Raw genomic sequence first — 24721 nt, forward strand, 5'->3', positions numbered from 1 at the left:
AATCTTTCCGGGCCAGCGAACTAAAGTCATTATGCAGTTTTGTATGAGCGAGGGAGACTTATGCTCCCCTTTGCCCAGACTGTCAATCACTTATTTTCGCTTTGCTGAAATGATTTCGGCATCGCAAGTAAAAGTCATTATTCAGTTTTGTATGAGCGGGAGGAGACTTATGCACCTCTTTTCGCACCCCGTCAATCACTTTATTTCGGCCCGGCGAAATTTCTTTCGCCTGCGTGCCGTTTCAAAGTCAGTAGCGTGACAGGAATTGCACAATAGGCAGATCATCGTTTTTTGTCAACATCCAATCCCTTTCACAAAGGGATAACGCCTCGTCTTTTTAACGGTTATTAAATAACTATGGCTAGTTATAGGCTAAAATTAGCAAGAGTCTCCCTGATTCACGCTCGATTTGGTTGCATTGGTCTTTCCATACACAGCTTATTTCGTCTTTTAACGAAATATCTTGACATCATTCCCGGTCATTTTTATATTTCGCCAGAAGACGAAATGTTGCAGCGTCATCCATGCTCTTCTTTCTTTTATAGATGTGAAGTCAGGCAAGCTTGCTGTTCACCACTGGCAATGCCAGCATTAACGTAGCAGCAAGCACTGCCGCAGTGAGACAGGAGAAATTATGTTCAACTTTATCACTACCGTACGAGCCCTTGGTGATGAAAATCGTGTCCGCATTCTCATGGCATTGCGCCTGCGGACCCTGTGCGTGTGTGAAATAACCACCCTGCTTGGGCTGGCGGCATCCACCACTTCAAAACACCTCTTCTTGCTTCGTCAGGCGCGGCTTATCGAAGGTATCAAAAAAGGCCGATGGGTGTACTACCGGCTGCCGCAAAATCCTTCACCTAGCATTCGTGCGGCCCTCGACTGGACCACAAGCGAACTCGCGGGCTCTCCCCAGGTTGCCCAGGATGAGGCGGCCCTGCTGGGAATTACCCACAACACGAATATCCACGATTTTCTCAAGCGCAAGCATATACGAATCCCTGATGATGAGGCTGACGACAGCGATGACGCCTGTACCAGCGATGAAACTGCCGCCGCAGACCATATATCCAACTGATTCACAATGAGATCCTCAGGAGACCCGACCATGAGCAACTGCTCTACCGATAAACATGAAAGCTGCGGCCAGGATTGCGGGTGCAACCCCGCTGGAGGCCTTGCACCACTGCATGCGCATGACCACACATGCGCATGCAACGGAAGTGTTCCCGCAACCGAAGTTCCTGCTGACGGCGAAGAATCCGGCTGCGGATGCAGCTCTTGCGGTTGTCACAGTCATGAGCATGATCACGGATCAGGCAGCGACAAGCGCGAACTTTTGCTTATGGGCTTTTCTGCCGTGCTTTTCGCCACTGGCATGCTTGCTGATGACAGCATGGCCCAGCATGTCCCCAACTGGTTGGTATTAACTGTCTTTTATGCCCTGCCTTACATTCTTTGTGGATATGATGTTCTTCGACTGGGCCTTAAAAGCATCCTCAAAAAAGACTTCTTTAATGAATTCACTTTAATGAGTGGCGCGACCATAGCAGCCATCGCCTTGGGCGAGCTGCCTGAGGCCGTGGGGGTCATGCTGTTTTACCGCATCGGCGAGTTTGTTCAGGAGCGGGCTGCCGGTCATTCCCGCCGATCCGTCAAGGCGCTCCTGGCTGCGCGTCCGAGTATTGCGCACCAAATTGTTGATGACGGCAGCGTCCGTGACGTCAAGCCTGAAGACTTGGGCCCCGGCAGCCACATTCTTGTGCGGCCCGGTGAAAAAATCCCCCTGGACGGTACTGTGCTCGAAGGCGACTCCCAGGTTGACACCTCACCCCTCACGGGCGAATCGATTCCCTTAAGGCTCTTGCCTGGCGGTCGCGTGCATGCGGGAACCATCAATCTGAACGGCTCGCTGCGGATAGAGGTCACATCCGCCTTTGCTGAATCGTCCATTGCGCGCATTCTGGAAATGGTGGAAAACGCCGTGGCCCGCAAAGCCCCCACTGAACGCTTCATAACCCGCGTGGCGCGCTGGTACACGCCTGCCGTCACGGGACTCGCCCTGCTGGTCGCCGTGATTCCGCCAGCGCTGGGCTTTGGCCCCTTTTCTGAATGGCTCTACCGGGCACTGGTTCTTCTGGTAATATCCTGCCCGTGCGCCCTGCTCATTTCCATTCCTCTCGGCTATTTTGGCGGCATAGGCGCTGCCTCGCGCAGGGGCATTCTTATCAAGGGCGGCGCGGTGCTGGACAGCCTGCGCGACATTCGCGTGGCCGCCCTGGACAAGACAGGCACCCTTACCGAGGGCGTTTTTGAGGTCAATGCTGTCTTGCCCGCGCAGGACGTGGAGCCAGATGAACTGCTGACAACGGCCGCCCTGGCTGAAAGCCGTTCCAACCACCCTATTGCGCGCTCCGTGATGCGGGCCGCGATCGAGGCCAACATTATTACCGATGACACGGCCATAAGCAGCATGCGGGAAATCCCCGGCAAGGGGGTCGAAGTGCATACTGCCGACGCCACCCTGCTTGCGGGCAATGCTGCGCTTATGGAGGCCTACGACATAGCGCCGCAGACCGTAACAGTGCCCGGAAGCGTTGTTCAGGTTGCCCGCAATGGCCGTCTGCTTGGAGCCCTTGTGGTTGCGGACCGACTCAAGCCGCAATCGCCGGAAGCCATTGAAGGCCTGCGCCGTATGGGCATAGGCACCATAGCCATGCTTACCGGAGACCGCACGGAACAGGCCCGTCCTGTGGCTGAACGCCTGAAGCTGGACATTCTCAAGGCAGACCTTCTGCCAGAAGACAAGGCAGATGCCCTTGAGGCCATTGGGCCCGTCAAGAACACGCTGTTTGTGGGGGACGGCATCAACGATGCGCCGGTGCTGGCCACGGCAGGCGTAGGGGTGGCCATGGGCGGTCTGGGCGCTGAAGCCGCCATTGAAACCGCCGACGTTGTCATTTTGGACGACAACCCGGCAAGGTTGCCGGAATTGCTCCGCATAGCCCGTCGCACCAGAACCATTGTGTGGCAAAACATTACTATGGCTCTTGGCATCAAAAGCGTTTTTATGGGGCTTGGCATCTTTGGGCTTTCGGGCCTGTGGGAGGCTGTGTTCGCTGACGTGGGCGTAGCGCTCATGGCGGTGCTGAACGCCGCCCGCGCCGGAAAAATCGATACCAAATAGAGCATGCAAGCTTTGAAAAAGTTACATGCGCTAATGCTGCACGGGAGTGCAGCGCGCCACAATGTGGCGTGAACTCTGCCGAGCTTTTGGCGTTGCGACGAAGGAAGCTACGGATAAAGCTCGGCAGAATGACAAAATAAAAGGTGGAACATTTCAAGGTTAATCTGATCGAGAAATATCAAACGCGCGAAGGGCGCTGCTTGTAAGGCAGTGCCCTTCTTTATTAATACAGATCAGCGTGGAGAATACACATTCCCGAAGCTTACAACACCCCGTTACTGGGCATTACGACGCGGATCAACAGGGCAGCCAAGCTCCCACTCAGCCCAACCATTCCACCTCGTGCCCGGCCAATCCAAGGGCCTCAAGGGCTTTTGACAGCGCGTCTTTTTTGACCAGTATATAATCGGTGTCATACGTGGAAAGCGCGAAAATACTGACTGACGCCTGAGCCAGCACCGTGGCCAGTCCCGCCAGCACGCCAGTCAGGCCGAAGTCCATTTGCCCCGCCACCCTAAAAGCGCGCCAGCCGTCTTCGCGTGCAAGACAGTGCAACGGGGCATGTGCAGACAGACAAACCAAAGAAATTTCGGCATCCGTTCTGCCTATAAAAAGCCAGGGGGCCGCAAGGTTCACCTCATGCATGCCAGACACCTTGCAGACAGCAAACTCCCCTTCAAGCACCTCAAGACGCATAATTTTTCACCCCACCTAGAGCAGGCTGGCCGCCAGATTTTTTTTGCCCACAAAAGCTCTGCCAACAAGTATGAGCTTGGCAAGAAGCCGCACCAAAACCGCCGTGACGGCGTGCCTCAGGAAAGCAGGAGCTTCAGGTGCGTGTAGGCGCGCGAAGTGGCCATACGGCCACGCGGCGTACGCTTAAGAAACCCGCATTGGATAAGATATGGCTCATAGATATCTTCAATTGTCCGCACTTCTTCCGAGCACGCCACTGCCAGGGTTTTTATGCCCACAGGGCCGCCGTCATAGTGCTTGATAAGCACTTCAAGAAGTTTACGGTCCATCTGGTCCAGGCCATGTTCGTCCACATCCATACGCTTAAGCGCCGCCGATGCCTCATGGCCCGTAACCTGCCCGTTGCCGTGCACCAGCGCAAAATCTCGCACCCGGCGTAGCAACCGGTTGGCGATGCGTGGCGTGCCGCGAGAGCGGCGGCCAATTTCCTCCGCTCCTTCCGGCGTAATGGACACGCCAAGAATACGGGCAGTGCGCTGCACGACACGGGCCAGATCTGTGGGGCTGTAGTATTCAAGCCGGGCCACAATGCCAAAACGGTCACGCAGCGGAGAAGATATCAGCCCCATACGGGTGGTGGCCCCGGCCAGTGTGAAAGGCTCAAGATCAATTTTAACCGTTCGGGCTGCCGGGCCCTGCCCAATGACAAGGTCGAGCTTGAAGTCTTCCATCGCAGGATAAAGAACTTCTTCCACCGCAATGGGCATGCGGTGGATTTCGTCCACAAAAAGTATGTCGTGTCGACTCAGATTGGTAAGAATGGCGGCCAGATCCCCGCTGCGTTCCAGCACTGGACCAGATGTGCATACCAGATTGACGCCAAGCTCTGCGGCCATGATCTGGGCCAGAGTTGTCTTGCCAAGGCCGGGGTTGCCATAAAAAAGCGTATGGTCAAGAGCCTTGCCCCGTTCGCGGGCGGCATCAAGAAACACGCGCAGATTGGCCCGCAGGTCGTCCTGACCGATGAAGTCATCCAGACTGTGCGGACGCACGCTTTCGTCAATATTGACAACGTCCTCGGACTGACAAAAATCCGCCATCAGGATCTCCCTCTGGCCAGCGTCTTCAGCGCGGCTCTGAGCGCGCCGGTCACATCCAGATCAGGTTCTTCAAGCAAGAGTTTTTTGACCATGGGGGCGCATTCGTCCTCGGCGTAGCCCAGATTGGCCAGGCCATCAAGCACATCCCTAAAAACTGACCCGGGCCGTTGGCCGGTCGCGGCCAGCACCGCAGCCTGCGGCGCCTCATCGACCTTGAGCTTATACTTGAGTTCCAGAAAAACATGTTGCGCGGTTTTTTTGCCGATCCCCGACACGCGGGTGAGCGCCATTACATCCTCTTCAAACACAATACGGCGCAGGTCATCGGGCCTGTAAATGGAAAGAATGGACAAGGCCGTGCGGGCGCCCACTTTTGAAATGGAAACCAAGACTTCAAATGTCTGGCGTTCTTCAAAGGTGGCAAAGCCAAAGAGTTCCAGCGCGTCTTCACGTACGGCAAGGCTTGTATACAGGGCAAGATGCTCTCCCCTGCCCGGCAGGGCCGACAAGGTGTGGGCGGGCAAAGCCACTTCGTAGCCCACGCCGCTTTCAGTGACGAGCAGGCAGGCATTGCCCCATATTTCGGCCAGGCGGCCTTCAAGGTAGGCGATCATGAATTCCCTTGCATCTCAGAAAGTGCTGTTGGCGGCGCGAAGTGCGAACTGCCGCCAGCATTAGCGCAGATTTACGAAAAAATATACTTTTTTGGCGTTTTCGGCACGCTTGTTTCGATGCGCAACAGCCGGGCAAACCGCGCCTACGCCTTTATGGCGAGGCCAGCCGACCTAACCATCAGAGCACTTTCAAAGTAAAAGCTCTCTGCCACTGACCTGACGCATACGCCATGTAAAGCCAGGCAGCCTGCCGCATCCGGCCTGGCTTCATGTATTTGAGCCGGGCAAAACCTCACGCACGCAACCACGCAACAGTCCATAGACAAAAAACAACCAGTATTGAAAAAAGGACGGCCCGTGATCTTTTCTAGACTAAGTGTATACGGAACAGCCCGAGTTTTCAAATACGACGGCAGCGTTTTTTTTAGCCGCCTATGCCCACCATCTGCTTGTTGGCCACGGCCCCCTTGGTTCTGCTGGCCAGCAAGTCCGCGCCTATGGGTTTTTCCGCACATGCCTCACGCACAAATTGCCCGATCTGCGCGTCGCTTACGTTTGTATCGCGCAACATATCGCGCAATCCGTATTCTCTGTCATCAAAAAGGCATGTGCGCAGGTTGCCGTCGCTGGTAATCCGCAGGCGGTTACACGAGCCACAGAAATGACAGCTCACAGCAGTGATAAAGCCCAGTCGCCCCAGGCCTCCCTCAATGGCAAACATGCGGGCTGGCCCGGCCTCGCCCAGATCGTCACGCGAGGGCATGAGCCGGGCGCGGGTTTCAGCTTCTGCACGAATCTGCGCAGCAGGCCAGAAGGTGTCTTCATTCCACAAGGTTCCATTACCCATAGGCATGAATTCGATAAAACGCAGATCAATGGGCATAGTCCGGGCTGCATGAATAAAATCGTCCATTTGGCGGTCATTAATGCCGCGCATGGCTACCGCGTTGATTTTAACCTTGATTCCCGCCTCCAGCAATTTATCCAGAGAGGCCAGCACCGCAGGCAACATGTCGCGCCCTGTGACGTGAGCAAACGTCTGCCTGTCAAAACTGTCCAGCGACATGTTGACGGCCTTTACGCCAATCTGCCGCAGCAGGGGGATATGGGGTTCCAGCAAGGTCCCGTTGGTTGTAATCCGCAGATCCATGGCGGGAAAACGCTTGTGCAGCATATGTAAAAATTCATCACTGCCTTTACGCGCAAAAGGTTCGCCTCCTGTCAGGCGTACCTTGACCACGCCCATGGCGGCCATGATGGACACCATGCGGGCCATTTCTTCATAGCGCAGCACCTGCGGGTGCGGAATATGGGTCTGGCGGGCATTGCTGCAGCAGTAAATACAGCGCAGATTGCACCGGTCTGTAATGGAAAGCCGCAGATAGCGCACCGTGCGTCCGTGGCTGTCCACGAGAGGCGAAAGACTGCACCTGTCGTGGCAAAGGTTGGCGCTTTTCTGGCCGCCATCCGTCACCGAAGCGTCATCCCTGTTGCCAAGAAGCGAAAATGGATTTACATCTGCCTGCATGAAACACCTGCTTATGGGAGCGGCCCTCGTGGGCATCCTGAGTTTAGCCTTGTGTGTCCCCCCGGTTGCCCGGGCTTGGGACGGATTTGATGCGGACTCAGCTGACCTTGTGGAAATAACCCCCGACCGCGTGCCTTTTCAAGGCGATGCGGTGGATGTTCGTAACTACGATTCCGATTCCGTTGAAACGTGTCTCGTTGAAAGCGTAACGCGCAATGCGCGCACTGTGGAACTGGTGGTGCGCACCCCTTCCGGCGCCAAGCGCACTCTCGTTATGGAAGGACGCTGAAAAAACATTGGGCGCGGCCCGTTCAAGGCAGCGCCCAATGAAAGCCCCCTACTGGGGCGTTTCTTCATCCGCACCGCGCTCATGGCCTGGCAGAAGGATGCTGGCGCTCTCGGCCTGACCCTGACCTTTGGGGCATTGATCCTGAAGATGACAGATTTCACATCCCCCACGAAACGGAAAGTGCGTCACAACCGCATAGCGGCGGGACAGGACAGATGCGCCGGGCTTGTATTCAAGACCCAATTCGCTTAACACGGCACGCAAGGCCTCAGTTGGCCTGGGCGAGGGCGCACAGCCTGCATCCTCCACTTGCGGAAGCATCATCTGTACTGCGCTCATGCACATGAACTGGGCAAGATTATTGATCATAAAGCCGTCTGAGGCGGATTTTCCCCAGGCCTCATCCACTTCAAGCTCCACTTCTTCCGGCAGCCATACCGCCAGATATGAAATTTTGCCCGTGGTTATTTCGCGCACTTTGAGTTGCGACAACCACTTTCCCCACAATTCAACCAGACGCTCAAGAACAGCCCCACCAAGGCGGGTTTCCTGGCTCATGACCAAAAAACCTTCCATGTCAAAATAGGGCCGGATGTCATGTTCCTTTACGCCAGCACTGCTTGCCTCGCTCACATACGCTCCTTCAATGAATAAAAACACGACCACGTGCCGTCGCTTAAACGGGTTTCAGCCCTGCGGCCGGACGCTTGTACTTGCCAGGATAGTTTAACCAAGGGGCGGGCATCGTCAAGGGCCAGCCGCACAAATAGAGCAGATTACCTTTGAAAACATGCATCCGCAAAGGCAGCAACTCGCCGCCGCCAGTATGCAAGAGCCCAGATACACCGCGTTTGCGCGCCATGGCAAGCGCCCCCCGCTGCCGACTGGGCATTTCAACATCAAAAACGCTTTGCAGCTGAATCAGCTCTACGCCTGCTGGCAGTAAGTGCTGATCAGTTTTTAAAGAAGGCCGGCATGACTGCTGCCCTCGCATATGAGGCGCGCCGCAGCCTGCCACCCCATTGGCCGTGAAGCGGCTTTACTTGGCAGAGCCGCTTTTTTATCATATGCCATTGCACCATACGTACACGAAATTAAAGGAAGGCGCATGAACAAACCGAACGCACATCCGGCTAAAATCCGCTATAGATATAATATGGACAAAGAGGCCCGTCTTCAGACGGCCCATGGAGTATGGGGAGGAATCAACCCTCAGGGCGAGATAGAAATGAATTTCTATCATGAGAGTGATTCACTGCCCGTGTTTTCCGAGCAGCTTGTGGCCCCTGACGGCTCCATCGGGCATGAAATGATTCCCGGCGAAGACGATCTGCGCGAAGTCACCCGTTGCATACACAGCCGAGTCCTGCTCAACTACCATACCGCCCGCGCCGTGCTTGACTGGCTTGAAGACCGCGTGGCCGCCCTTGAAGAAGAAGGCACTACCGGCATGTACGAGGCTGATCTGGACATCGAACAATAGCCGCTATGACTGAAAAAACCTATCATATCATGACATTCGGTTGTCAGATGAACGTGCACGACTCTCAATGGCTGGGCCGTGCCCTTACCGCTCGCGGCTTTGCAGAAGCCCCGCTGGAAGAAGCTCAGGTGGTCGTGGTCAACACGTGTTCCGTGCGGGAAAAGCCGGAACAAAAAGTCATGAGCGCTCTTGGGCGCATCCGCCAGGTCACGGGCGGCAACCCGGGGGTTCTGGTCGGCGTTGCGGGTTGCGTGGCGCAGCAACTGGGCGAAGCTTTTTTCACTAAAGAAAGCCAGGTGCGCCTCGTGGCTGGCAGCGATGGCATCAGCGTCGCTCCTGCGGCCATTGAACGCCTGCTCGAAGAGCCTGGGCTGAAGCTTTCACTGCTGGACTTCACAAGCCATTATGCAGAACGCGAAGCCGGGCCGGAAACCGCCGAGGGCCCGTCCGACCCTGTGGCCTATATAAATATCATGCAGGGCTGCGACAACTTCTGCGCTTACTGCATTGTGCCCTTTACGCGAGGGCGGCAAAAATCGCGCTCTTCAAAGGCCATTCTTGAAGAATGCCGTGCTGTTCTTGACAAGGGGGCACGAGAAATCAGCCTGCTTGGCCAGAACGTCAACGCCTTCGGCCAGGACAAAAGCGGCGACGGCACAAGCTTTGCGCAACTGCTACGACAAATCGCGGCTCTTCCTGGTCTTGAGCGCCTGCGCTATGTGACCCCGCATCCGAAAGACATGGGCCCCGAAGACATCGCAGCCTTTGCCGAACTGCCGCAACTGTGCCCGCGCCTGCACCTTCCGCTTCAGGCTGGTTCCGATGCGGTGCTCAAGAGCATGCGCCGCCGCTATGACAGCAAAACCTTTTTGCAACTGGTAGAAGATTTGCGCACCGCAAGACCGGATATCGCGCTGTCCACAGACCTTATTGTGGGTTTTCCCGGTGAAACTGAAGAAGATTTCCAGGCAACGCTCGACATGATGCGCGCCTGTGATTTCATGTCCAGCTTCTCGTTCATTTACTCGGACAGGCCCGGCGCAAGAGCCGCGCTTTTTCCTGACAAAATACCGGCGGAAGTGGCTCAGGACCGGTTGATGCGCCTTCAGGCGCTTCAGGACGAACTGGGGGCCCGGTGGCTCGCCAGCCGTCTGGACGGACAGGCTCAATGCACACTGCTGCTCGAAGGGCCAAGCCCCAAGACCGGTGAAGGGCAAGAGCCCAGCTGGCAGGGGCGCGACCCCTACGGCGTGCCTGTTCATGTGCCGCTGCCCGCCGGAATCGACCATACTGGCCGCCTTGTACAGGTAACCGTTACCGAAGCGAAAAAGCACAGCCTGATGGCCGTGCGCTCGGGGGAGCCATGGTAGAGATGAACGTCTTCGGCCTGACCATTGATCCGCAGACCAAAACCCCCATAGTAATGCTGCGAGAAGTGGACGGAGAAACAATCCTGCCTGTCTGGGTTGGCGCCATGGAGGCTATGGCCGTTTCTCTTGTGCTCAACAAGGAAAATCTGCCCCGGCCTCTGACGCATGATCTTTTGCTCATGACGCTCAGGGCGCTCAAAACCTCTTTGGCCCGTGTGGAAATCACCGATCTCAAAGACGGCGTTTTTTTTGCCCTGCTGGTGCTCCAGGGACCGGACGGGCGCGTGCGCGTTGACTGCCGCCCTTCTGACGCCATTGCCCTGGCCATGCGGGCCGAAGCCCCGATCATGGTTAATGAGGATGTGTTGCGCCGGGCTGCCGAAGCTCAGGAAAAAGCGGAACAGCGCCTCAACGAAGAAGTGCTGTCTCCGGTACCGGACGCGGCTACCGACATGGTGCGCAAAGCTGGCGCCCGCAAGGAGGCAGACATGCTGCACAGCCAGCTGCTGCGCGGCACGGCGCTGCCGGATGGCATTGATCCGGAAGAAGATCGCAGGTTTCGCGAAATGCTGCGTTCGCTTGAACCTATATCGCGGCGCAAGATGTGACGGCCCGCGCCCGCAAACGCAAAGAATTTTCCAGATACCTTGAAATTGTGTTAAACCGCACCCGATTACTCACATAACCGGCGAAAATTCCACCCGAACCCGGCCTAAAGCTTTTTTCTCCTGTTCCGAATAGACTCGCATAACAGGAAAAAAACATGCTGGATTATCGCCTTTTCAAAAAAATCAATGACCTTTTTGCTTCAGGTCAGCACGACAAGGCCCGTCACCTGCTCATGGAGGTGCAATCCCGCAGCATAGCCCTTCGTGATGAATTGAGCATGCTTAAAATTCGGCTGAAAACTCTGGAAGATATAACGTATTTGGCTGAAAATCTGCACGTCAAGGACGGATTCTACTGGCTGACTGCCAATGATGTGCGTCAGGGCCCCTTTTGCCCGCGCTGCTATGAAAGCGAGGGGGGCCTCATCCGGCTTGAACGCTCGCAACAGGGCCTGCACTGCCCGTACTGCCATGCCGCCTATCCCGGCATCAGACAAGAGGCTGAATACCAGGATGGCACAACCGTGCGCCACGCCCGGATCATTCCCTTTGCCCGCTGATTCGCTTGCCTACGGAGCCGCGCCACTATAGAATCACATCAGACGGCAGCAATGCCCCTCGCAGATTTCCCCGCCCGTGGACAGTTCCCGCCCCTTGCCCCTTGAGGACGTACATGACCTGGCCAGCCTCCCTGAACATTCTTCTTCTGAGCGAAAGCGATTCGCTGGCCAGTCTTGACCGGCGCGCCCTGCGTGAAGCAGGGGCCAGCCGGGTGGAAAGCATGACGTCAGGCATAGATGCGGCCCGCATGCTGGCTGCTCTTGACCCGGTTCAGGCCATCTTTATGCCCGACGTGGTCGTCTGTTCGCAAAAACTGGCTGATATGGACGGCGAGCAGTTCTGCGCCATACTGCGCCTGCATCCCCTGCTTCTCGATTTGCCGGTTCTGCTCATTTTGCCCAACGACAGTGAAGTCGAGCAACTCAAAACCCTGGGCTGCGGCGCCAGCGCCTTGCTGGCGCGCCCCTACTCCATCAACGTTCTCAAGGCCCACCTGGATTCCCTCACGGCCTCGCGACCAAGCTTGCAGCAGCTCCAGGATGCCCAGCGCTATACCGACACCAGTTCCTTTGATCAGGCGCTTGCCACCTACGGCATCCTGCTCAAACCCGTGCGCCAGCCCGAGGACTATTTTCGCGTAGGCATGCAATGCCTGCAGCAACGCCAGTGGAATAATGCCATAAACGCTTTTCAGCGCGCCCTGCGGGGGGCGCTCATTCAGGGGCATGCGGAGCTTGGAATGGCTGTCGCCTGGAAAGGCAAGGGCGACATGGCGCAGTATCGCCACTATCTTGGGCTGGCGGCTACAACCTTTGTGCGAGCCCGTCACTGGCACCAGGCGCGCACCGTATATGTGGGGCTGCTTCGGGAAGACCCGGACGCCAAAAGTCCTTTTTTGTCTGAAGCATTTCAGATGATGCGCCAGGGGCAGTACGACGAGGCCGCCGAGGTTCTGTCACAAGGGCATGATGTGACCCCTCGGCGTCAATTGACCGAGCGCATAGCCCAGACCTGCCTCAGCACTGATGAGCCGCAGCGTATGCTGGCCGAACTCGAAGCCAGTCTTGGCCGCGCCATAGGCATGGCGGCCGGGCCGTTGACCGAGGCCATCCGTTCAACGCTGGCCAATCTCGCACGGCAGCAGGAAGAAAAAAAGCGCCAGGAAGCGGCTGAAACGCAATGGCTGGCGGCCCGTCAGGCAGCCCGCCAACGCGAAAATGCGGAACAGGCCGAAGATTCGCCCAATGTCGCCGCCTCACGCCAATCATCTGCAGCAAGTCTCAGCGCCAGCCAGACAGACGCCAGGTCCCCCCGGAACGCAAGCGGCAATCAGGGGGCCACCGCGCCCCAAAAGCACTCCAGCGAAAAAGATGCGGAGATCCTGCCTGTCCTCTTATGGGGGCAGGACACTGCAGACTTTCCGGAAACCGCATCCGGCCTTGAGGATGCCAATCCGGAATATCTCTCCAGTACCCCGCAAACAGGCGGCGATACGCCGCTTCTTGAGCCCCTGGTTGCAACTGACGGCGCAAACAGGCTTACCGACCTGCTGTCCGTGGTGAAGTATACCTGGAAAATGGCACGCCGCCGCAAAAAATAGCCGCCTGCGCTACCTGCGCACCCGCATGAGCGCGGCTTCGGGCGCAAGACCGTGCAGAAACCGCACTCGCAAAAGATAGCACAGCGCTCCAAAGCCAAGGGCTGCAATATAGGCTATCCAGAAGCCCTGTGCGCCCATAAGCGGCACCAGCAGATTGGTGCGGGCCAGCACGAATCCCAACGGCAGCCCAATGACCCAGTACGCTATAAAGCAGATGGCGGAAATGATCCGCGTGTCATTGTAGCCGCGCAAAATACCAATCCCCGTGACCTGAAGCCCGTCCACCACCTGATACGCCGCCTGAAAAAGCAGCAGATGCGCGGCAAGCAGCGTAACTTCCGGGTTGTCCGTGTATATCCGCACGATCCCATGGCGGAACAGGATGGTGAAGGTGGAAAGCACAAGGGCAAAAAACACACTGAGAATAAGGCCGGTCCGCGCCACCAGTCTGGCCCGCTCTACCTGCTGCGCTCCCAGGCAGCGTCCTACGCGAATGGTGACGGTCATGCAAAGTGACAGTGGCACCATAAAAGACAGAGAACCAAAATTGAGCGCGATCTGATGCCCGGCCACCATGACTGTGCCCAGCGGAGCCAGCAGTATGGCGCTGAGCGCGAAAAGCGAAACCTCAAAAAACAGAGCCAACGCGCCAGGCGTGCCGATGCGCAGAATCCTCCAGATCAGCGCGCCGTCAAAACGCGGCGTGCCGCCCGCGCCATCACTCGAACCCCCGACCGAAACGCTTTTACGCCAGAGAGGGGCGAAAAGTGGCCGCAGATGGGCATTGCGCGAATCCCGCCATACATAATAAAGCATACTCAACGCCATAACCCAGAAACTGATGGCCGTCGCCACGCCACAGCCAACGCCACCCAGTTCCGGCATGCCGAATTTGCCGTAAACAAAAATGACATTGCAGGGCACGTTGATGGCCAACCCCACGAGTCCAATGATCATGGCGGGACGGGTACGCGCAAATCCCTCAAGGAAGCTGCGCAAATTTACAAAAAGCATGAAACCGGGCAGTCCCCACATGATGGCGCGCAAAAAACCGCCTGAAATTCGCGCCATTTCCGGGTTCAGTCCAAAAGATTCCATCCTCCACGAAGCCACATAAAAAAAGCTCATGAGCACAAAGCTCAGGCCCAGGGTCAGCCATAAGCCCTGACGCAGAAGGTGCGCCGCTTTTTCCGGCCTGCCAGAACCCACCATTTGGGCGCTCAAAGGAGGAAGAGCCAGCAGGCAGCCAATACCGAGCAGCATGACGGGCACCCACACGCTGCTGCCAACGGCCACCGCCGCCATGTGTTCCGCGCTGTACTGGCCCGCAATGGCGGTATCGGCAAAGGTCATGCCCGTCTGTGAAAGCTGGGCGATAAAAATCGGCAGGCCAATGGAGTAAAACCGCCGGGCTTCTGACAAGGAAAAATATTTATGAAGCATAAGACTAAGGGGGGGTTGAAGGTGCTCCGTGGCGGCCCGCTGCAGAAGGGTCAGCTGCAATGCTGTTCAAACCAGAAGTCCGAAATGTCCGGCCATCCGGTTTATGCTGCGGTCGTCAGAATACTGTAAACATGTTGCGGCATCGTTGCGCATTAGCGCAATTATCGTAAAAACAATCCTTCGGCAGGGAGCTTTTTTCCCGCCATATCCGCAGCGCGACCCACAAGATGTTCAATGGCAGAACGGCCTGCAGCCCCAAGGTCCAGGCTGAAATCCGTCACAAATGTCTTGATGTGCGCGCGCGTGACGCTTTCGTCCATTTCCTGGGCATGGGCCCTGATGTAGTCATGCGACGTGTCAGGATGCGCGTTGGCATAGGCCAGACTGGCCGTAATGGCGCTCTGCACCCGACGGGCCAGGGCCAATGGCACGTCACGCCGCACGGCAATGGCTCCCAGGGGCAGAGGAAGATGAAACTCGCCCTCCCACCACTGGCCAAGGTCAAGCACCTTGATCAGGCCAAGCTTTTCATACGTGAACCGGCCCTCGTGGATGACAAGCCCCATATCGGCCTCGCCTCGGGCCACGGCGGGCATGACATCGCTGAACAGCATTTCCCGCCTGGGTCCCTGAAAACCACCGTGCAGGGTAAGCAGAAGATCGGCTGTGGTCAGCAGTCCGGGCACAGCCACCGTGGCATTTTTCCAGTCATTTGGCGTCAGGCCTTTGCGGGCAACAACAAGGGGGCCGCAGCCCCAGCCCAGAGCCGCTCCTGATGACAAAAGCGCGTACGTATCAATAATTTCCGTCACCGCGCCAAGAGAAAGCTTGGTGACCTCAAGCTGGCCTTTTTGGGCCAGCGTGTTCAGCTCTTCAACGTCCGCCATATGTGGGCGCAGAGCTGCGGGCGCGGGCACAATACCGTGCAGCAGGGCATGAAAAATATAGGTGTCATTGGGGCAGGGCGAAAGTCCGAACCTCAGACTCTGGAACGTGGTTTGCGACAAAACTGAAGACATTGTTTCCTCTGATTGACAGCGTGCTGCGGGCGGCCTACTCTGCTTGCGGCCATTTCGGCCCACTCCACCTACAGGATTTCATCATGTTAGACGCTGCATACTACGCCGCACTGGGCCTTTCGTCCATCCATGAAAAAGTGCTTGCCGGGCAACGCCTGAGCTTTGACGACGGCCTTGCCCTGTTCCGCTGCCCCGACATTACCGCCGTGGGAGCCCTTGCCCTGCACACGCGCTGCCGCCTGCACGGGCACAAGGCTTATTATGTGGTAAACAGGCAGATCAACTACACCAATGTTTGCGTCAACGGCTGTACATTCTGCGCTTTCCGGCGTGATGCCGAAAGCGACCCTGGCGCGTTCGCCCTGAGCCTCGACGATGTGATGGCCCGACTGCGTGCTGCCGACGCCACCCCCCTGCAACTGGATGAGCTCCATATTGTGGGTGGTTGTCATCCCACACGCCCTCTGTCCTGGTTTGAGGACATGATACGCGCCGTGCGGGCCTTTAATCCGAATCTGCCGGTAAAAGCTTTTACAGCTGTGGAAATCGAACATTTTTCCCGCCTTGAAGGCATCAGCTCCCTTGAAGTGCTCCGCAGGCTCCAGGCCGCCGGTCTGGTCATGATGCCCGGCGGCGGCGCGGAAATTTTTGATGAAGACCTGCGCCCAAAAATCTGCCCGCACAAGGCGGACGCCGCAGCGTGGCTGCGCATTTCGGGTGAAGCGCACAGCCTGGGCATCAAGACCAACTGCACCATGCTTTTCGGGCATCTTGAGACCTATGAGCACCGCGTCGACCATCTTTGCCGTCTGCGCGAACAGCAGGACAAAAGCGGCGGATTCACCTGCTTTATCCCCCTGCCCTTCCTGACGGATAACAGCCTCCTCAAGCTGCCAGAAGGCAAGGTCGGCCCACAGCGCGGTCTTGACCAGCTGCGCACCGTGGCTGTTTCGCGCCTTATGCTGGACAATATCCCCCACCTCAAGGCCTACTGGATAATGATGGGCCCCAAGCTGGCTCCTGTGGCTCTCTGGTACGGCGCGGACGATCTGGACGGCACAATCATTGAAGAGCGCATCGGGCATATGGCCGGGGCCCAGTCCGCCCAGGGCATGACGATTGCCGAACTGGAGCATCTTATACGCTCTTCCGGCTTTACCCCCGTGCGCCGCAACGCCACTTTCAACATCATGAATGATACAGACAGCCCGGAGGCGCGCCAGTGAGCACCTTTATCCCCGCACACAGCCCCTTTGAGGAAGAAAGCCCGTCCTTTGCCGATGTTCGCGAGGCGGCGGCGCTGGCTGCCAGCGGCCAAAGGCTTGACCGTTCCGCCGCTGAAGCCTTGTACTACAAGGCCAGCCTTCACACGCTGGCGCACTTGGCGCATGGCATGCGCATGCGCATGCATCACGAACCCATTGTCACCTACGTTGGCGACCGCAATATCAACTATTCCAACGTCTGCGTTTGCGCCTGCAGGTTCTGCGCCTTTTTCCGCGCGCCGGACCACGAAGACTGCTACGTCATCAGCCGGGAAGAAATGGCCCAAAAGGTGGAAGAAACCCTGGCTCTCGGCGGCACGCAGATTCTCCTTCAGGGAGGACACCACCCTGATCTGCCCCTTGAATGGTATGAAGATCTCCTGCGCTGGTTGCGGCAGACATGGCCGCAACTGCACATTCACGCTTTTTCGCCGCCGGAAATCTTCTTTTGGGCTGAAAAATTCAATCTTTCCGTGCCAGAAGTGCTGCGCCGCCTGAAAGATGCCGGGCTGCACTCTCTGCCGGGCGGCGGTGCAGAAATCCTGCATACCGGCATCCGGGCCCAGGTTTCACCCAACAAGTGTACTGCCGAGCAGTGGCTTGACGTTATGGAAGAAGCCCACAAGCTGGGCCTGCGCACTACGGCTACAATGATGTTCGGGCACGAAGAATCCCCGGCCCACCGGCTTGACCACCTTTTTGCAGTGCGTGAAGTGCAGGACAGGACGCAGGGATTCACGGCCTTCATTCCCTGGACTTTCCAGCCCGCGCATACGCGCATTCAGGTTGACCCGCTGCCCGCGCCCGCCTATTTGCGCCTGCTGGCCGTCTCGCGCCTGGTGCTTGATAATATTGTCAACATACAGGCATCGTGGGTGACCATGGGCCCCCACGTTGCCCAACTGGCCCTTTTCTACGGCGCCAACGACTTTGGTTCGCTGATGATTGAAGAAAACGTCGTGGCTGCGGCCGGAGTGTCTTTTCAGATGAGCCGGGCCGATATTCACAAGGTCATCCGTGCCGCCGGGTTCACGCCGGTACAGCGCACCATGGACTACAGGCCCGTGGAGCCCCAGCCTTCGGCATAAAGGATTCATAAAAGCGCGCCCGGACGAAATGCCCAGATTACGGCGTTTCATACGGGTGCGCTCCTTACGGTACATTTTGGCAAACTGGCCTTGCCTTTTTTGCCAGACAAACAACGCCCACCCTGCAACAAGGTTGTCGTCATGACCAGTCCCAAACAGCGGCCTACGCTGCGCATGGGCCGTATCGGCTATCTGAACGTTCTTCCTGTCTATCACCCGCTTGAAGCGGGCATTTTGCCCCACGACTTTGAGCTTGTATCCGGCCCTCCCGCCCTGCTCAACAACATGATGGCCCGTGGCGAACTGCACGTGTCATCCACATCCTGCTTCGAATATGCCTGCCGACCGGAACGCTATTATTTGGTAGAGGACCTTTCCATAGGTTCGCGAGGCCCGGTCATGAGCGTTCTTCTGCTTTCGCGCGTCCCCCTGGACCAGCTGGACGGGCAGGAAATTCTGATCAGCGGCGAAACGCACACTTCTGTGGCCCTGTTGCGCCTGCTGATGCAAGACCGCTATAAACTCAACGTCACGTACAGCACAGGGCAGGTCACGCCCGCTTTGCGCGGCGACAATCCGCCAACTGCCTTTTTGGCCATCGGTGATGAGGCGTTGCGCTTACGCAATCATGCCGACTACCCCTACCGCCTTGATATGGCTGAAGCGTGGCGCGACTGGACGGGCCTGCCCTTTATCTTCGGCCTCTGGGTGGTGAGCAGGGCTGCCGCCGACGCTGGCATTTTTGCCACTGATCCCGGGGAGCTCCTGCGCCAGGGGCGGGACTGGGGACTGGCCCATATGGACGTGATTCTTGATCTTACAGGGCACGGCTGCCCGCTGAGCAGGGACGAACTGGCCGGCTATTACAGCAATGGGCTTGTCTACAGCCTCGGCGAGGAAGAGCAGCGCGGCCTAAAACTTTTTTACGACAAGCTTGCAGCCGCCCGCATGGTTCCCGCAGCGCCCCCATTGGAATTTTTCAGGCTGCGAACAGGCCGTTAGAGCAGTTTATGAATGAAACTAGGTAACTGCACTGCAAGGATTTTGGGGAAATCCTTGCCACAAAATGCAAGCAGGCAGGCTTTTGCCCGCCATATGCGGGCACTTCAGGTGTTAAATGCTCTAGTCCCTAAAAAAGCCCGCTCGTAAGAGCGGGCTTTTTGTACATGAGGTTTTGCCGTAATGACCTGTCGTAAAACCGGTGCGAAGCGCACCGGCGATATTTTTTGCCGTCCTACTGCAACGCTTTCAGAATGCTGCCCGCAGAGACGGATGAAAGGTGCTGCCCGTCCACAACAACGGCAGGCAGGGTTTTAATCCCGTAGTACTTGCTGATCTGCTCGGCCTGATACAGGTTTACGTTGCCGGCGTCATAACAGTACTTAGCCACGCTCAGCTCCTGGCTGGCAGGCACTGGCGGTTGCAGGCGCGAAAAATAGGCATAATGGATGGGGTAGTCCGTATTTTTGACCGTGGCGTCATATTCGTTCTGGAAAGGCACAGCCTTGCCACGGGTACTTTTCTGATCGGCCTTGACCTTGTTCCACTGGCCAAGCGCATAGGTCAGATATGGCATTGCCTGACCGGGGCGGGAATGGCTGATCCAGATGGCAAGCCCCATAAGGTCCGTGCCATAGTATTCCTTGCTGTTGGCGAAAACGACAATCTTACACTGCTGGGGTGGGAGCGAACGGCTGGCCTCCACCACGGCCTGCCAGACCTTTTCGCTCTGGGGCGCGGCAAAATCGAGCAGCACAAGAATTTCATGCGGCGCAGTGGCAGTGCCAAAAACCACAGGATATATTTCGCTCTTCCATTGGGGACGATGGCGCGCCTCACCCTCAATGGTCGGCACACCCCCGCCCAGTTTTTTGAGCATATCCGTACTGTCAGACGTAGCCTCGCGAAGATTGGGCGTACTCTGGTGCATATAGGGATTATACTGGTTGGCATTGCCGTTCTGCACCGAGGACGACAGGTTCACAGCGTCCCTGGAGCCGCCGTTGCTGCTGGCAGCCCCGCAACCGGAAAGCATAAGGGCAAAAAGCAACACAGTCATCAAAATTCCACGCATATACATCACCTCATGCAGATTCGAAACAGGTTTGGGCGGCATGATCCAGATGCCGCAACCATATTTCAGCAAAACCGGCGTATTCCGCCGTACCTTTCAACACGGGAACGCACTGGTGCCCCAATGCCTCAACCCTGCTGCGCCAGGACGTATCGCCCTGGCCTGCCATATCCTTGAGAGCATGATTGCCCACAACGGAAAGCAAAGGCATGAGCCACACGCGCTCAGACGTCAGACGGGGTAAAATATCCTCAAGCAGCACAGCTCCGTTCATGGCCCCCACGTGCACCTGCGGGTCAAGCGCATACACGGCCTGCGCCAAATCGGCATACCGGGCCACAGCCTGATGTTCGGCTCCGTGGCCCATAAAGATTACGTCTTCACTGGCCGTCCGTTCAGAGGGCAAATGGCGCAAAATAGCCTGTGTCGTCGCATGCAGGTCGTCTTTCGTGGCCAGCAGGGGCACCCCTACGCGGCAGCACAGGCTGTCCCTAGACATGGCCTCATCCACTGCCGCGCACACCTCGCCATGCTCACGCCCTGGGATGGTCTGCAAGGGCTGCACCGCCACATGTGTAAAGCGCTCAAAAGAAAGACGCTGTAAAGCTTTACGGACAGAATCGCTCTTCTGCCGGGCCTGGGCCAGGCGTTCGCGCAACAAAAGAGAAGTATAGGCCCAACGCACGGGAACTCCAGGGTAATGCTGGCGTACCAGGGCGTCAAATCCTTTGAGGGCATTCTGCCCCTGAGCGCTGCTCGCGCCAAAAGCTACCAATAAAATCGCACGTCTCATGGGACACATTTGTACGTTACTTGCAGCATGGTGGCAAGAAGGCGCGGCGCTGGGTCATCTCATATGCGATCCATATTGACCCATACGGCCCACAAAGATACAGTGGCCGCAACATGAGATCGCATATCCACGCAATGAGCGGGGCATGTCGCATGGGGGGGTCAGAATGGCAAAGGCGCTGATTTTAGGTGGCGCAACCGGTCTGCTGGGGCAGGCTCTTGTGCATGTACTCTCGGCACGGGGCTGGCAGGTTGAGACCTTGGGACGGCAGGACGGCGACTTGCTGAATTTTGATTTTCTACAATCCCGCCTGAATGAGGTTCACGCCGACGTGGTTTTTAATGCCGTAGGTTATACGGCTGTGGACGCCGCTGAAGATAATACTGAAGCCGCCTGCGAGCTTAATCGGGCCCTGCCGGATGCCTTGGCGCACATTCTCCACACGCAGGCCCATGGGCGTCTGATCCATTACAGTACAGATTTTGTCTTTTCCGGTCAGGGCGAAACGCCCTTGACTGAAGATGATGAAGCGCAACCACAGTCCGTGTATGGCCGCACCAAGCTCGAAGGCGAACAGGCCGTGCTGCGCGGCCTGCCTGGGCGCTCCTGCGTACTGCGTACGGCCTGGCTTTTCGGCCCGGGCCGAAAAAATTTTGTGGATACCATTGTGGCTGCCTGTGAGAAGCGTGACACCATCAATGTTGTGTATGATCAGGTAGGCTCGCCAACCTACAGCGTGGATCTGGCTCAATGGAGCGCCGCGCTGGCTGAAAATCAGGCTACAGGCCTTTGGCACGCCGTCAATAGCGGCCAGGCCAGCTGGTGTGAGCTTGCGTGTGAATCCATTGCGCTGGCGGCGGCTTCCTGCCGGGTTGTGCCCATTGATTCAGGCCAGTGGCCGCAAAAGGCGCGACGCCCGGCATTTTCCGTACTGGATAACAGCAAACTAAGTGCATTTCTTGGCAAAAAACCCCGCCCCTGGCCTCAGGCCTTGCGCGACTACATCTACAGCGATTACCTGCCCACGCACCGCAAGGAAAAGGATCTGCATTGACTGCAGACAGGAGCATACGCCCCCTGGCCTTGCGCCAAACCCTTACATACCCCGTCGTACAGGCCAGCCGGGCGGCAATGCGCGCGGCGTCAGGAACACGTATGGTTATGTCAAAAAAATCCCCTGCCCGCTTGAAGCGCCCCGCGCTTTCCCATAGTCTCTTCCGGCTCTTTCTGCCGCTGCTGCTGATGCTCATCTACCTGCCCGAAGCGCAGGCTCGGCCCAAAAGCATGCAAGAACTGGCGGCTATTACGGGCAAACTGGTGGAAACCGGCGTTAAGTACGGGGCCATCCCCTCGCTGTACAGACCCCGCTATGACCGCGTTATGGATGCCGACCTCAATACCAGCGCGGAAGAAGTCGTTTTTGTGGTCATGCTGCCCAATGGGCCGCACATCTACCCGCAAAGGTTCATGGTCTGGCATCAGGTGGTCAATGAGATAGTTGATGATGTGGCCTATGCCATTACCTACTGCCCCACCACCGGCACGCTGATGGCCTACAATGCCTCCATGGGCGGCCTTAATCTTATTTTTGACGTTGAAGGCCGCCTTTATGACGGCAACAGCGTGCTTATTGACCGAAATTCGGGCAGCCTGTGGCTGCAGGAAACAGGCATGGCCTTTGACGGCCCCCTTATGGGCAGAGGCATGCCTACCCTTCCCGTATTCTGGACCAACTGGGGCGCGGCCCGCAGCGTGTACCCCAATGCGCCGGTTATGAGCAAGCCCGCCGGAACCCGTCCTTATGGCCGCGACCCTTATGGCAATTACCTTCGCAAAGGAAACTATTACGACAACGACAGGCTCATTTACCCCGTTCAGCGAATGGACAAACGCTTTCCACGCAAGGCCCGCATGCTTTGTCTTGAGTATGAAGGCTACCTGCTGTCCATTGATGTGGCCTATGTAAAGAAAAAGGGCGCGGTGAATTTTTTTGCAGGGCCGCACGCCCTGCTGGCCACGCACGATCCCAAGCTGAACGTGGTGCGCGTGTTCAACCGCCAGATATGGGCCGAACCGTTCCTGTTCATCAGCCGTTACGGCAAACTTATGGATCTGAAGACACGCAGCATATGGGACCCCGCAACAGGCGCGGCCATTGAAGGCAACATGAAGGGCGCGTCAATGCCGGAATACTTCGGGGGCTATTCCATGTGGTTTGCATGGTACAGCATCAACCCCGAAACGCTTACTGTGCCGGGGCCCGGCGTTGTGCCGGAAAGCCTGCTTTCTCCCGATGCACCGGGGAGCGACTCGCATGCCGCGCCTGCTCCTGGGGCTTCGCCCATTTCCCCGACGCCTGCGGGGCAGTGAGCCGTGCGGCAGGCTCCCAACCCGGCGCCAACCAACCCCCGAGGGCATCGCACGCTGACACTGCTCCTCCACGTCAGCAAGTCAGTGACGCGCGCGGCCTGACGCAGCAGCCCCAGGGTGACCCACAGCCTTCTGTAACAGAGCGCTTCGGGCGCGTTATTCGGGTGCAATTGCAGTCAGATCAGCGTGCTGCGTGCAGCCGCAGCAAAACCGCCGCCCCCCCCCAAAGGGTATGGCGCTCTGAAACAGTCAACTCCAGACGGTGAACCATGCCCTCAAGCCCGCCAGCGCGCATAAATAGCGTGCCCCGAACCCCGCACATTCCCCGCAGACACGCCGCAACGCCAGCACAGGGCAGCTCAAGATTACGCTCGGCACATTTGAAATCCGCCACCAGCACCTCGCGTGCGGCAGTCAGGGCAAGGCTCAGGAGAGCCTCGCCTTGCGGCAGTGAAAGATAAAAAAGCCTGTACGCCATGCGCAAAAGCGGCTGGGGAGCGTCAAGCATGCTGCACAAGGATTCAGGAGCAGGATTGAACGGTGCGGAAAGGGCTTCAGCAGGCCAGGGAATTCTGGCCGCAAGCGCGGCTGCCGGAAAAAGGCGCGGGGGTTCGGGAATATTCGCCAAGGACTCCCAGGCTGGCTGGTCACGGTACAGGGCGTTCATTTCTTTATCAGCCTCGTGCAGGGCCCGGTCATTAGGCCGGTCTTCAGGCTGGGATTCTGGCCGGGTTTTGGGCCGGAGTTCGTCACGTGCACAGCTTCAGAACGAGGACGCGTCACGCAGCGCTCCAAGTTTTTCAAGCATCACCTGTCTGATCTGCCCATAGGGAGCCAGGGCGGGCAGACCACGCAGAAGGCGCAATGCATGGCCGTCCTCCACAAACTGACGGCGGCTTGAGGCAAAATGCATGTCGAAAAACCAGGTTCCCAGCAGCAGGCGAAAATCATTAACACTGCGCAGATCCGCATAGGCCGCCACACGACCCTCACGTGCCGCCCGCAGCACGGCCTCGCTGTAAACGCCGGGCGTGTCGGGCAGGCTCAGCACAACTGTGGGATTGTACGGGCCTGGGCCGCTCAAATGTTCGTCCATGACGCGCAGAATATCCAGTTTGTCGGCATCACGCACAACATGGGCGGCGATTGCCGTTAGTTCCGGCAGCCATCTGGGCAATGCGAAGCGGTTGTGCAGCGCCACTGCGGCCAGCACAGCTTTGCGCACAAGAGGGGCTTCATCAGTGAGGCGCTTTTCCTGCTTGAGGATGCGCACTCCCATCTGCCCGTGATCGCACGATTCCCTGTCTTTGAAGGTATGAAACCGCAAATACTGCTCAAACCGCCCGACATCATGATACAGCGCCGCAAGCAGGCAGACGCGCCGCTGAACGGGAGAAAAATTCTCGCAGGCAGCCATGCCCTTGGCATTTTCCAATACAGCCATGCTATGTCGTATTTTCAAGTGCATGGGCCCCACATCGCCATGGGGATTGGCTGACTCCACCGTACACTTGCTGGCAGCATATGCCGAAAACCATTTTTCGTGCGCGCAGATATCGCACACGTTTACCGTATTCGTTTCCATAACTTTTTTATACGCCCTGCCTGAACGCAAGGCAATGCACGGACCCCG

General features: G+C 57.4%; 25 protein-coding genes. 14 read left to right on the plus strand and 11 right to left on the minus strand.

Annotated features, from left to right (window positions below):
• The 3 genes from BCS36_RS06790 to BCS36_RS06800 form a co-directional block, all read left to right on the plus strand.
• Positions 1–259, plus strand: a 259-nt coding sequence (locus tag BCS36_RS06790) for a hypothetical protein (RefSeq protein ID WP_291302149.1), incomplete at its 5' end; no start/stop codon positions are given.
• Between the two features lie 375 nt (positions 260–634).
• Entirely contained in the window at positions 635–1078 is a 444-nt protein-coding gene (locus BCS36_RS06795; protein WP_291302150.1) for a metalloregulator ArsR/SmtB family transcription factor, read from the plus strand.
• A 30-nt stretch (positions 1079–1108) separates the two neighbouring features.
• On the plus strand, positions 1109–3187 hold the full coding sequence (locus BCS36_RS06800) for a heavy metal translocating P-type ATPase (RefSeq protein WP_291302151.1): 2079 nt from the start codon (positions 1109–1111) through the stop codon (positions 3185–3187).
• 321 nt (positions 3188–3508) lie between these two features.
• Here the strand turns inward: BCS36_RS06800 and BCS36_RS06805 are convergent, their stop codons facing one another.
• The 4 genes from BCS36_RS06805 to moaA form a co-directional block, all read right to left on the minus strand.
• Complete coding sequence (locus BCS36_RS06805; RefSeq protein WP_291302152.1) at positions 3509–3883, minus strand: ACT domain-containing protein; 375 nt, start codon at positions 3881–3883, stop codon at positions 3509–3511.
• Between the two features lie 116 nt (positions 3884–3999).
• Positions 4000–4983: a Holliday junction branch migration DNA helicase RuvB gene (gene ruvB, locus BCS36_RS06810; RefSeq protein WP_291302153.1), complete on the minus strand. Its 984-nt coding sequence runs from the start codon at positions 4981–4983 to the stop codon at positions 4000–4002.
• Positions 4983–5597 carry a Holliday junction branch migration protein RuvA gene (ruvA, locus tag BCS36_RS06815; RefSeq protein ID WP_291302154.1) on the minus strand — a complete coding sequence of 205 codons (615 nt, stop codon included), beginning with the start codon at positions 5595–5597 and terminating at the stop codon, positions 4983–4985. Before ruvA ends, ruvB begins: the two co-directional genes overlap by 1 nt.
• 424 nt (positions 5598–6021) lie before the next feature.
• The gene (gene moaA / locus BCS36_RS06820) at positions 6022–7125 is read right to left on the minus strand and encodes a GTP 3',8-cyclase MoaA (protein WP_291302155.1); all 1104 of its coding nucleotides are present in this window, start codon (positions 7123–7125) and stop codon (positions 6022–6024) included.
• On the opposite strand from moaA, the gene BCS36_RS06825 reads away from it, so the two are divergent.
• Complete coding sequence (locus tag BCS36_RS06825; RefSeq protein ID WP_291302156.1) at positions 7124–7414, plus strand: DUF5334 domain-containing protein; 291 nt, start codon at positions 7124–7126, stop codon at positions 7412–7414. The two genes, moaA and BCS36_RS06825, sit on opposite strands and share 2 nt — an antisense overlap.
• Before the next feature lie 48 nt (positions 7415–7462).
• Here BCS36_RS06825 and BCS36_RS06830 read toward each other — a convergent pair whose 3' ends face one another.
• A complete protein-coding gene (locus BCS36_RS06830) occupies positions 7463–8047 on the minus strand; it encodes a hypothetical protein (RefSeq protein ID WP_291302157.1) in 585 nt (194 codons plus the stop codon).
• 475 nt (positions 8048–8522) lie between these two features.
• On the opposite strand from BCS36_RS06830, the gene BCS36_RS06835 reads away from it, so the two are divergent.
• The 5 genes from BCS36_RS06835 (at position 8523) to BCS36_RS06855 (ending at position 13036) form a co-directional block, all read left to right on the plus strand.
• On the plus strand, positions 8523–8897 hold the full coding sequence (locus BCS36_RS06835) for a hypothetical protein (RefSeq protein ID WP_291302158.1): 375 nt from the start codon (positions 8523–8525) through the stop codon (positions 8895–8897).
• Between the two features lie 5 nt (positions 8898–8902).
• Complete coding sequence (miaB, locus tag BCS36_RS06840) at positions 8903–10267, plus strand: tRNA (N6-isopentenyl adenosine(37)-C2)-methylthiotransferase MiaB (protein ID WP_291302159.1); 1365 nt, start codon at positions 8903–8905, stop codon at positions 10265–10267.
• Positions 10261–10875 (plus strand): bifunctional nuclease family protein, encoded by a 615-nt coding sequence (locus BCS36_RS06845; RefSeq protein ID WP_291302160.1) that lies wholly within the window; start codon positions 10261–10263, stop codon positions 10873–10875. The genes miaB and BCS36_RS06845 overlap by 7 nt, the downstream gene beginning before the upstream one ends.
• Before the next feature lie 155 nt (positions 10876–11030).
• Positions 11031–11435, plus strand: coding sequence for a hypothetical protein (locus BCS36_RS06850; RefSeq protein WP_291302161.1), 405 nt, complete (start codon positions 11031–11033; stop codon positions 11433–11435).
• Positions 11436–11548: 113 nt separating this feature from the next.
• Positions 11549–13036, plus strand: a complete 1488-nt coding sequence (locus BCS36_RS06855; RefSeq protein WP_291302162.1) for a histidine kinase — start codon at positions 11549–11551, stop codon at positions 13034–13036.
• Between the two features lie 9 nt (positions 13037–13045).
• Here the strand turns inward: BCS36_RS06855 and BCS36_RS06860 are convergent, their stop codons facing one another.
• A complete protein-coding gene (locus BCS36_RS06860; RefSeq protein WP_291302163.1) occupies positions 13046–14479 on the minus strand; it encodes an MATE family efflux transporter in 1434 nt (477 codons plus the stop codon).
• Between the two features lie 161 nt (positions 14480–14640).
• Positions 14641–15498 carry a 1,4-dihydroxy-6-naphthoate synthase gene (locus BCS36_RS06865; protein WP_291302164.1) on the minus strand — a complete coding sequence of 286 codons (858 nt, stop codon included), beginning with the start codon at positions 15496–15498 and terminating at the stop codon, positions 14641–14643.
• 83 nt (positions 15499–15581) lie between these two features.
• Here BCS36_RS06865 and mqnE point away from each other — a divergent pair, with 83 nt between their 5' ends.
• The 3 genes from mqnE (at position 15582) to BCS36_RS06880 (ending at position 18853) form a co-directional block, all read left to right on the plus strand.
• A complete protein-coding gene (mqnE, locus tag BCS36_RS06870) occupies positions 15582–16724 on the plus strand; it encodes an aminofutalosine synthase MqnE (RefSeq protein ID WP_291302165.1) in 1143 nt (380 codons plus the stop codon).
• Complete coding sequence (gene mqnC, locus BCS36_RS06875) at positions 16721–17851, plus strand: cyclic dehypoxanthinyl futalosine synthase (RefSeq protein WP_291302166.1); 1131 nt, start codon at positions 16721–16723, stop codon at positions 17849–17851. The genes mqnE and mqnC overlap by 4 nt, the downstream gene beginning before the upstream one ends.
• A gap of 141 nt (positions 17852–17992) precedes the next feature.
• A complete protein-coding gene (locus BCS36_RS06880) occupies positions 17993–18853 on the plus strand; it encodes a menaquinone biosynthetic enzyme MqnA/MqnD family protein (RefSeq protein ID WP_291302167.1) in 861 nt (286 codons plus the stop codon).
• Between the two features lie 232 nt (positions 18854–19085).
• On the opposite strand, the gene BCS36_RS06885 is transcribed toward BCS36_RS06880, so the two are convergent.
• Both BCS36_RS06885 and BCS36_RS06890 read right to left on the minus strand, forming a co-directional pair.
• Positions 19086–19925, minus strand: coding sequence for a hypothetical protein (locus BCS36_RS06885; RefSeq protein ID WP_291302168.1), 840 nt, complete (start codon positions 19923–19925; stop codon positions 19086–19088).
• Between the two features lie 10 nt (positions 19926–19935).
• Positions 19936–20718, minus strand: a complete 783-nt coding sequence (locus BCS36_RS06890; protein ID WP_291302169.1) for a sirohydrochlorin cobaltochelatase — start codon at positions 20716–20718, stop codon at positions 19936–19938.
• A 166-nt stretch (positions 20719–20884) separates the two neighbouring features.
• Between BCS36_RS06890 and rfbD the strand changes: the two genes are divergently transcribed.
• Both rfbD and BCS36_RS06900 read left to right on the plus strand, forming a co-directional pair.
• Entirely contained in the window at positions 20885–21772 is an 888-nt protein-coding gene (gene rfbD, locus BCS36_RS06895; protein WP_291302170.1) for a dTDP-4-dehydrorhamnose reductase, read from the plus strand.
• Positions 21773–21879: 107 nt separating this feature from the next.
• A complete protein-coding gene (locus BCS36_RS06900; RefSeq protein ID WP_291302171.1) occupies positions 21880–23088 on the plus strand; it encodes a DUF3179 domain-containing protein in 1209 nt (402 codons plus the stop codon).
• Positions 23089–23269: 181 nt separating this feature from the next.
• Here BCS36_RS06900 and BCS36_RS06905 read toward each other — a convergent pair whose 3' ends face one another.
• Together BCS36_RS06905 and BCS36_RS06910 are read right to left on the minus strand one after the other, a co-directional pair.
• Positions 23270–23755: a hypothetical protein gene (locus BCS36_RS06905; RefSeq protein ID WP_291302172.1), complete on the minus strand. Its 486-nt coding sequence runs from the start codon at positions 23753–23755 to the stop codon at positions 23270–23272.
• A 96-nt stretch (positions 23756–23851) separates the two neighbouring features.
• Complete coding sequence (locus BCS36_RS06910) at positions 23852–24532, minus strand: HD domain-containing protein (RefSeq protein ID WP_291302173.1); 681 nt, start codon at positions 24530–24532, stop codon at positions 23852–23854.
• Between the last annotated feature and the right edge of the window lie 189 nt (positions 24533–24721).

The sequence above is a fragment of the Desulfovibrio sp. MES5 genome, from assembly GCF_002237645.1.
Taxonomy (GTDB): Bacteria; Desulfobacterota; Desulfovibrionia; order Desulfovibrionales; family Desulfovibrionaceae; genus Desulfovibrio.

What these genes read in the sequence shown, in the direction of transcription:
- BCS36_RS06795 (WP_291302150.1), top strand. Translation starts at nt 635, where the DNA reads ATGTTCAACTTTATCACTACCGTACGAGCCCTTGGTGATGAAAATCGT.
- BCS36_RS06800 (WP_291302151.1), top strand. Translation starts at nt 1,109, where the DNA reads ATGAGCAACTGCTCTACCGATAAACATGAAAGCTGCGGCCAGGATTGC.
- BCS36_RS06805 (WP_291302152.1), bottom strand. Translation starts at nt 3,883, where the DNA reads ATGCGTCTTGAGGTGCTTGAAGGGGAGTTTGCTGTCTGCAAGGTGTCT.
- ruvB (WP_291302153.1), bottom strand. Translation starts at nt 4,983, where the DNA reads ATGGCGGATTTTTGTCAGTCCGAGGACGTTGTCAATATTGACGAAAGC.
- ruvA (WP_291302154.1), bottom strand. Translation starts at nt 5,597, where the DNA reads ATGATCGCCTACCTTGAAGGCCGCCTGGCCGAAATATGGGGCAATGCC.
- BCS36_RS06825 (WP_291302156.1), top strand. Translation starts at nt 7,124, where the DNA reads ATGAAACACCTGCTTATGGGAGCGGCCCTCGTGGGCATCCTGAGTTTA.
- moaA (WP_291302155.1), bottom strand. Translation starts at nt 7,125, where the DNA reads ATGCAGGCAGATGTAAATCCATTTTCGCTTCTTGGCAACAGGGATGAC.
- BCS36_RS06835 (WP_291302158.1), top strand. Translation starts at nt 8,523, where the DNA reads ATGAACAAACCGAACGCACATCCGGCTAAAATCCGCTATAGATATAAT.
- miaB (WP_291302159.1), top strand. Translation starts at nt 8,903, where the DNA reads ATGACTGAAAAAACCTATCATATCATGACATTCGGTTGTCAGATGAAC.
- BCS36_RS06845 (WP_291302160.1), top strand. Translation starts at nt 10,261, where the DNA reads ATGGTAGAGATGAACGTCTTCGGCCTGACCATTGATCCGCAGACCAAA.
- BCS36_RS06850 (WP_291302161.1), top strand. Translation starts at nt 11,031, where the DNA reads ATGCTGGATTATCGCCTTTTCAAAAAAATCAATGACCTTTTTGCTTCA.
- BCS36_RS06855 (WP_291302162.1), top strand. Translation starts at nt 11,549, where the DNA reads ATGACCTGGCCAGCCTCCCTGAACATTCTTCTTCTGAGCGAAAGCGAT.
- BCS36_RS06860 (WP_291302163.1), bottom strand. Translation starts at nt 14,479, where the DNA reads ATGCTTCATAAATATTTTTCCTTGTCAGAAGCCCGGCGGTTTTACTCC.
- BCS36_RS06865 (WP_291302164.1), bottom strand. Translation starts at nt 15,498, where the DNA reads ATGTCTTCAGTTTTGTCGCAAACCACGTTCCAGAGTCTGAGGTTCGGA.
- mqnE (WP_291302165.1), top strand. Translation starts at nt 15,582, where the DNA reads ATGTTAGACGCTGCATACTACGCCGCACTGGGCCTTTCGTCCATCCAT.
- BCS36_RS06880 (WP_291302167.1), top strand. Translation starts at nt 17,993, where the DNA reads ATGACCAGTCCCAAACAGCGGCCTACGCTGCGCATGGGCCGTATCGGC.
- BCS36_RS06885 (WP_291302168.1), bottom strand. Translation starts at nt 19,925, where the DNA reads ATGCGTGGAATTTTGATGACTGTGTTGCTTTTTGCCCTTATGCTTTCC.
- BCS36_RS06890 (WP_291302169.1), bottom strand. Translation starts at nt 20,718, where the DNA reads ATGAGACGTGCGATTTTATTGGTAGCTTTTGGCGCGAGCAGCGCTCAG.
- rfbD (WP_291302170.1), top strand. Translation starts at nt 20,885, where the DNA reads ATGGCAAAGGCGCTGATTTTAGGTGGCGCAACCGGTCTGCTGGGGCAG.
- BCS36_RS06900 (WP_291302171.1), top strand. Translation starts at nt 21,880, where the DNA reads ATGTCAAAAAAATCCCCTGCCCGCTTGAAGCGCCCCGCGCTTTCCCAT.
- BCS36_RS06905 (WP_291302172.1), bottom strand. Translation starts at nt 23,755, where the DNA reads ATGAACGCCCTGTACCGTGACCAGCCAGCCTGGGAGTCCTTGGCGAAT.
- BCS36_RS06910 (WP_291302173.1), bottom strand. Translation starts at nt 24,532, where the DNA reads ATGGCTGTATTGGAAAATGCCAAGGGCATGGCTGCCTGCGAGAATTTT.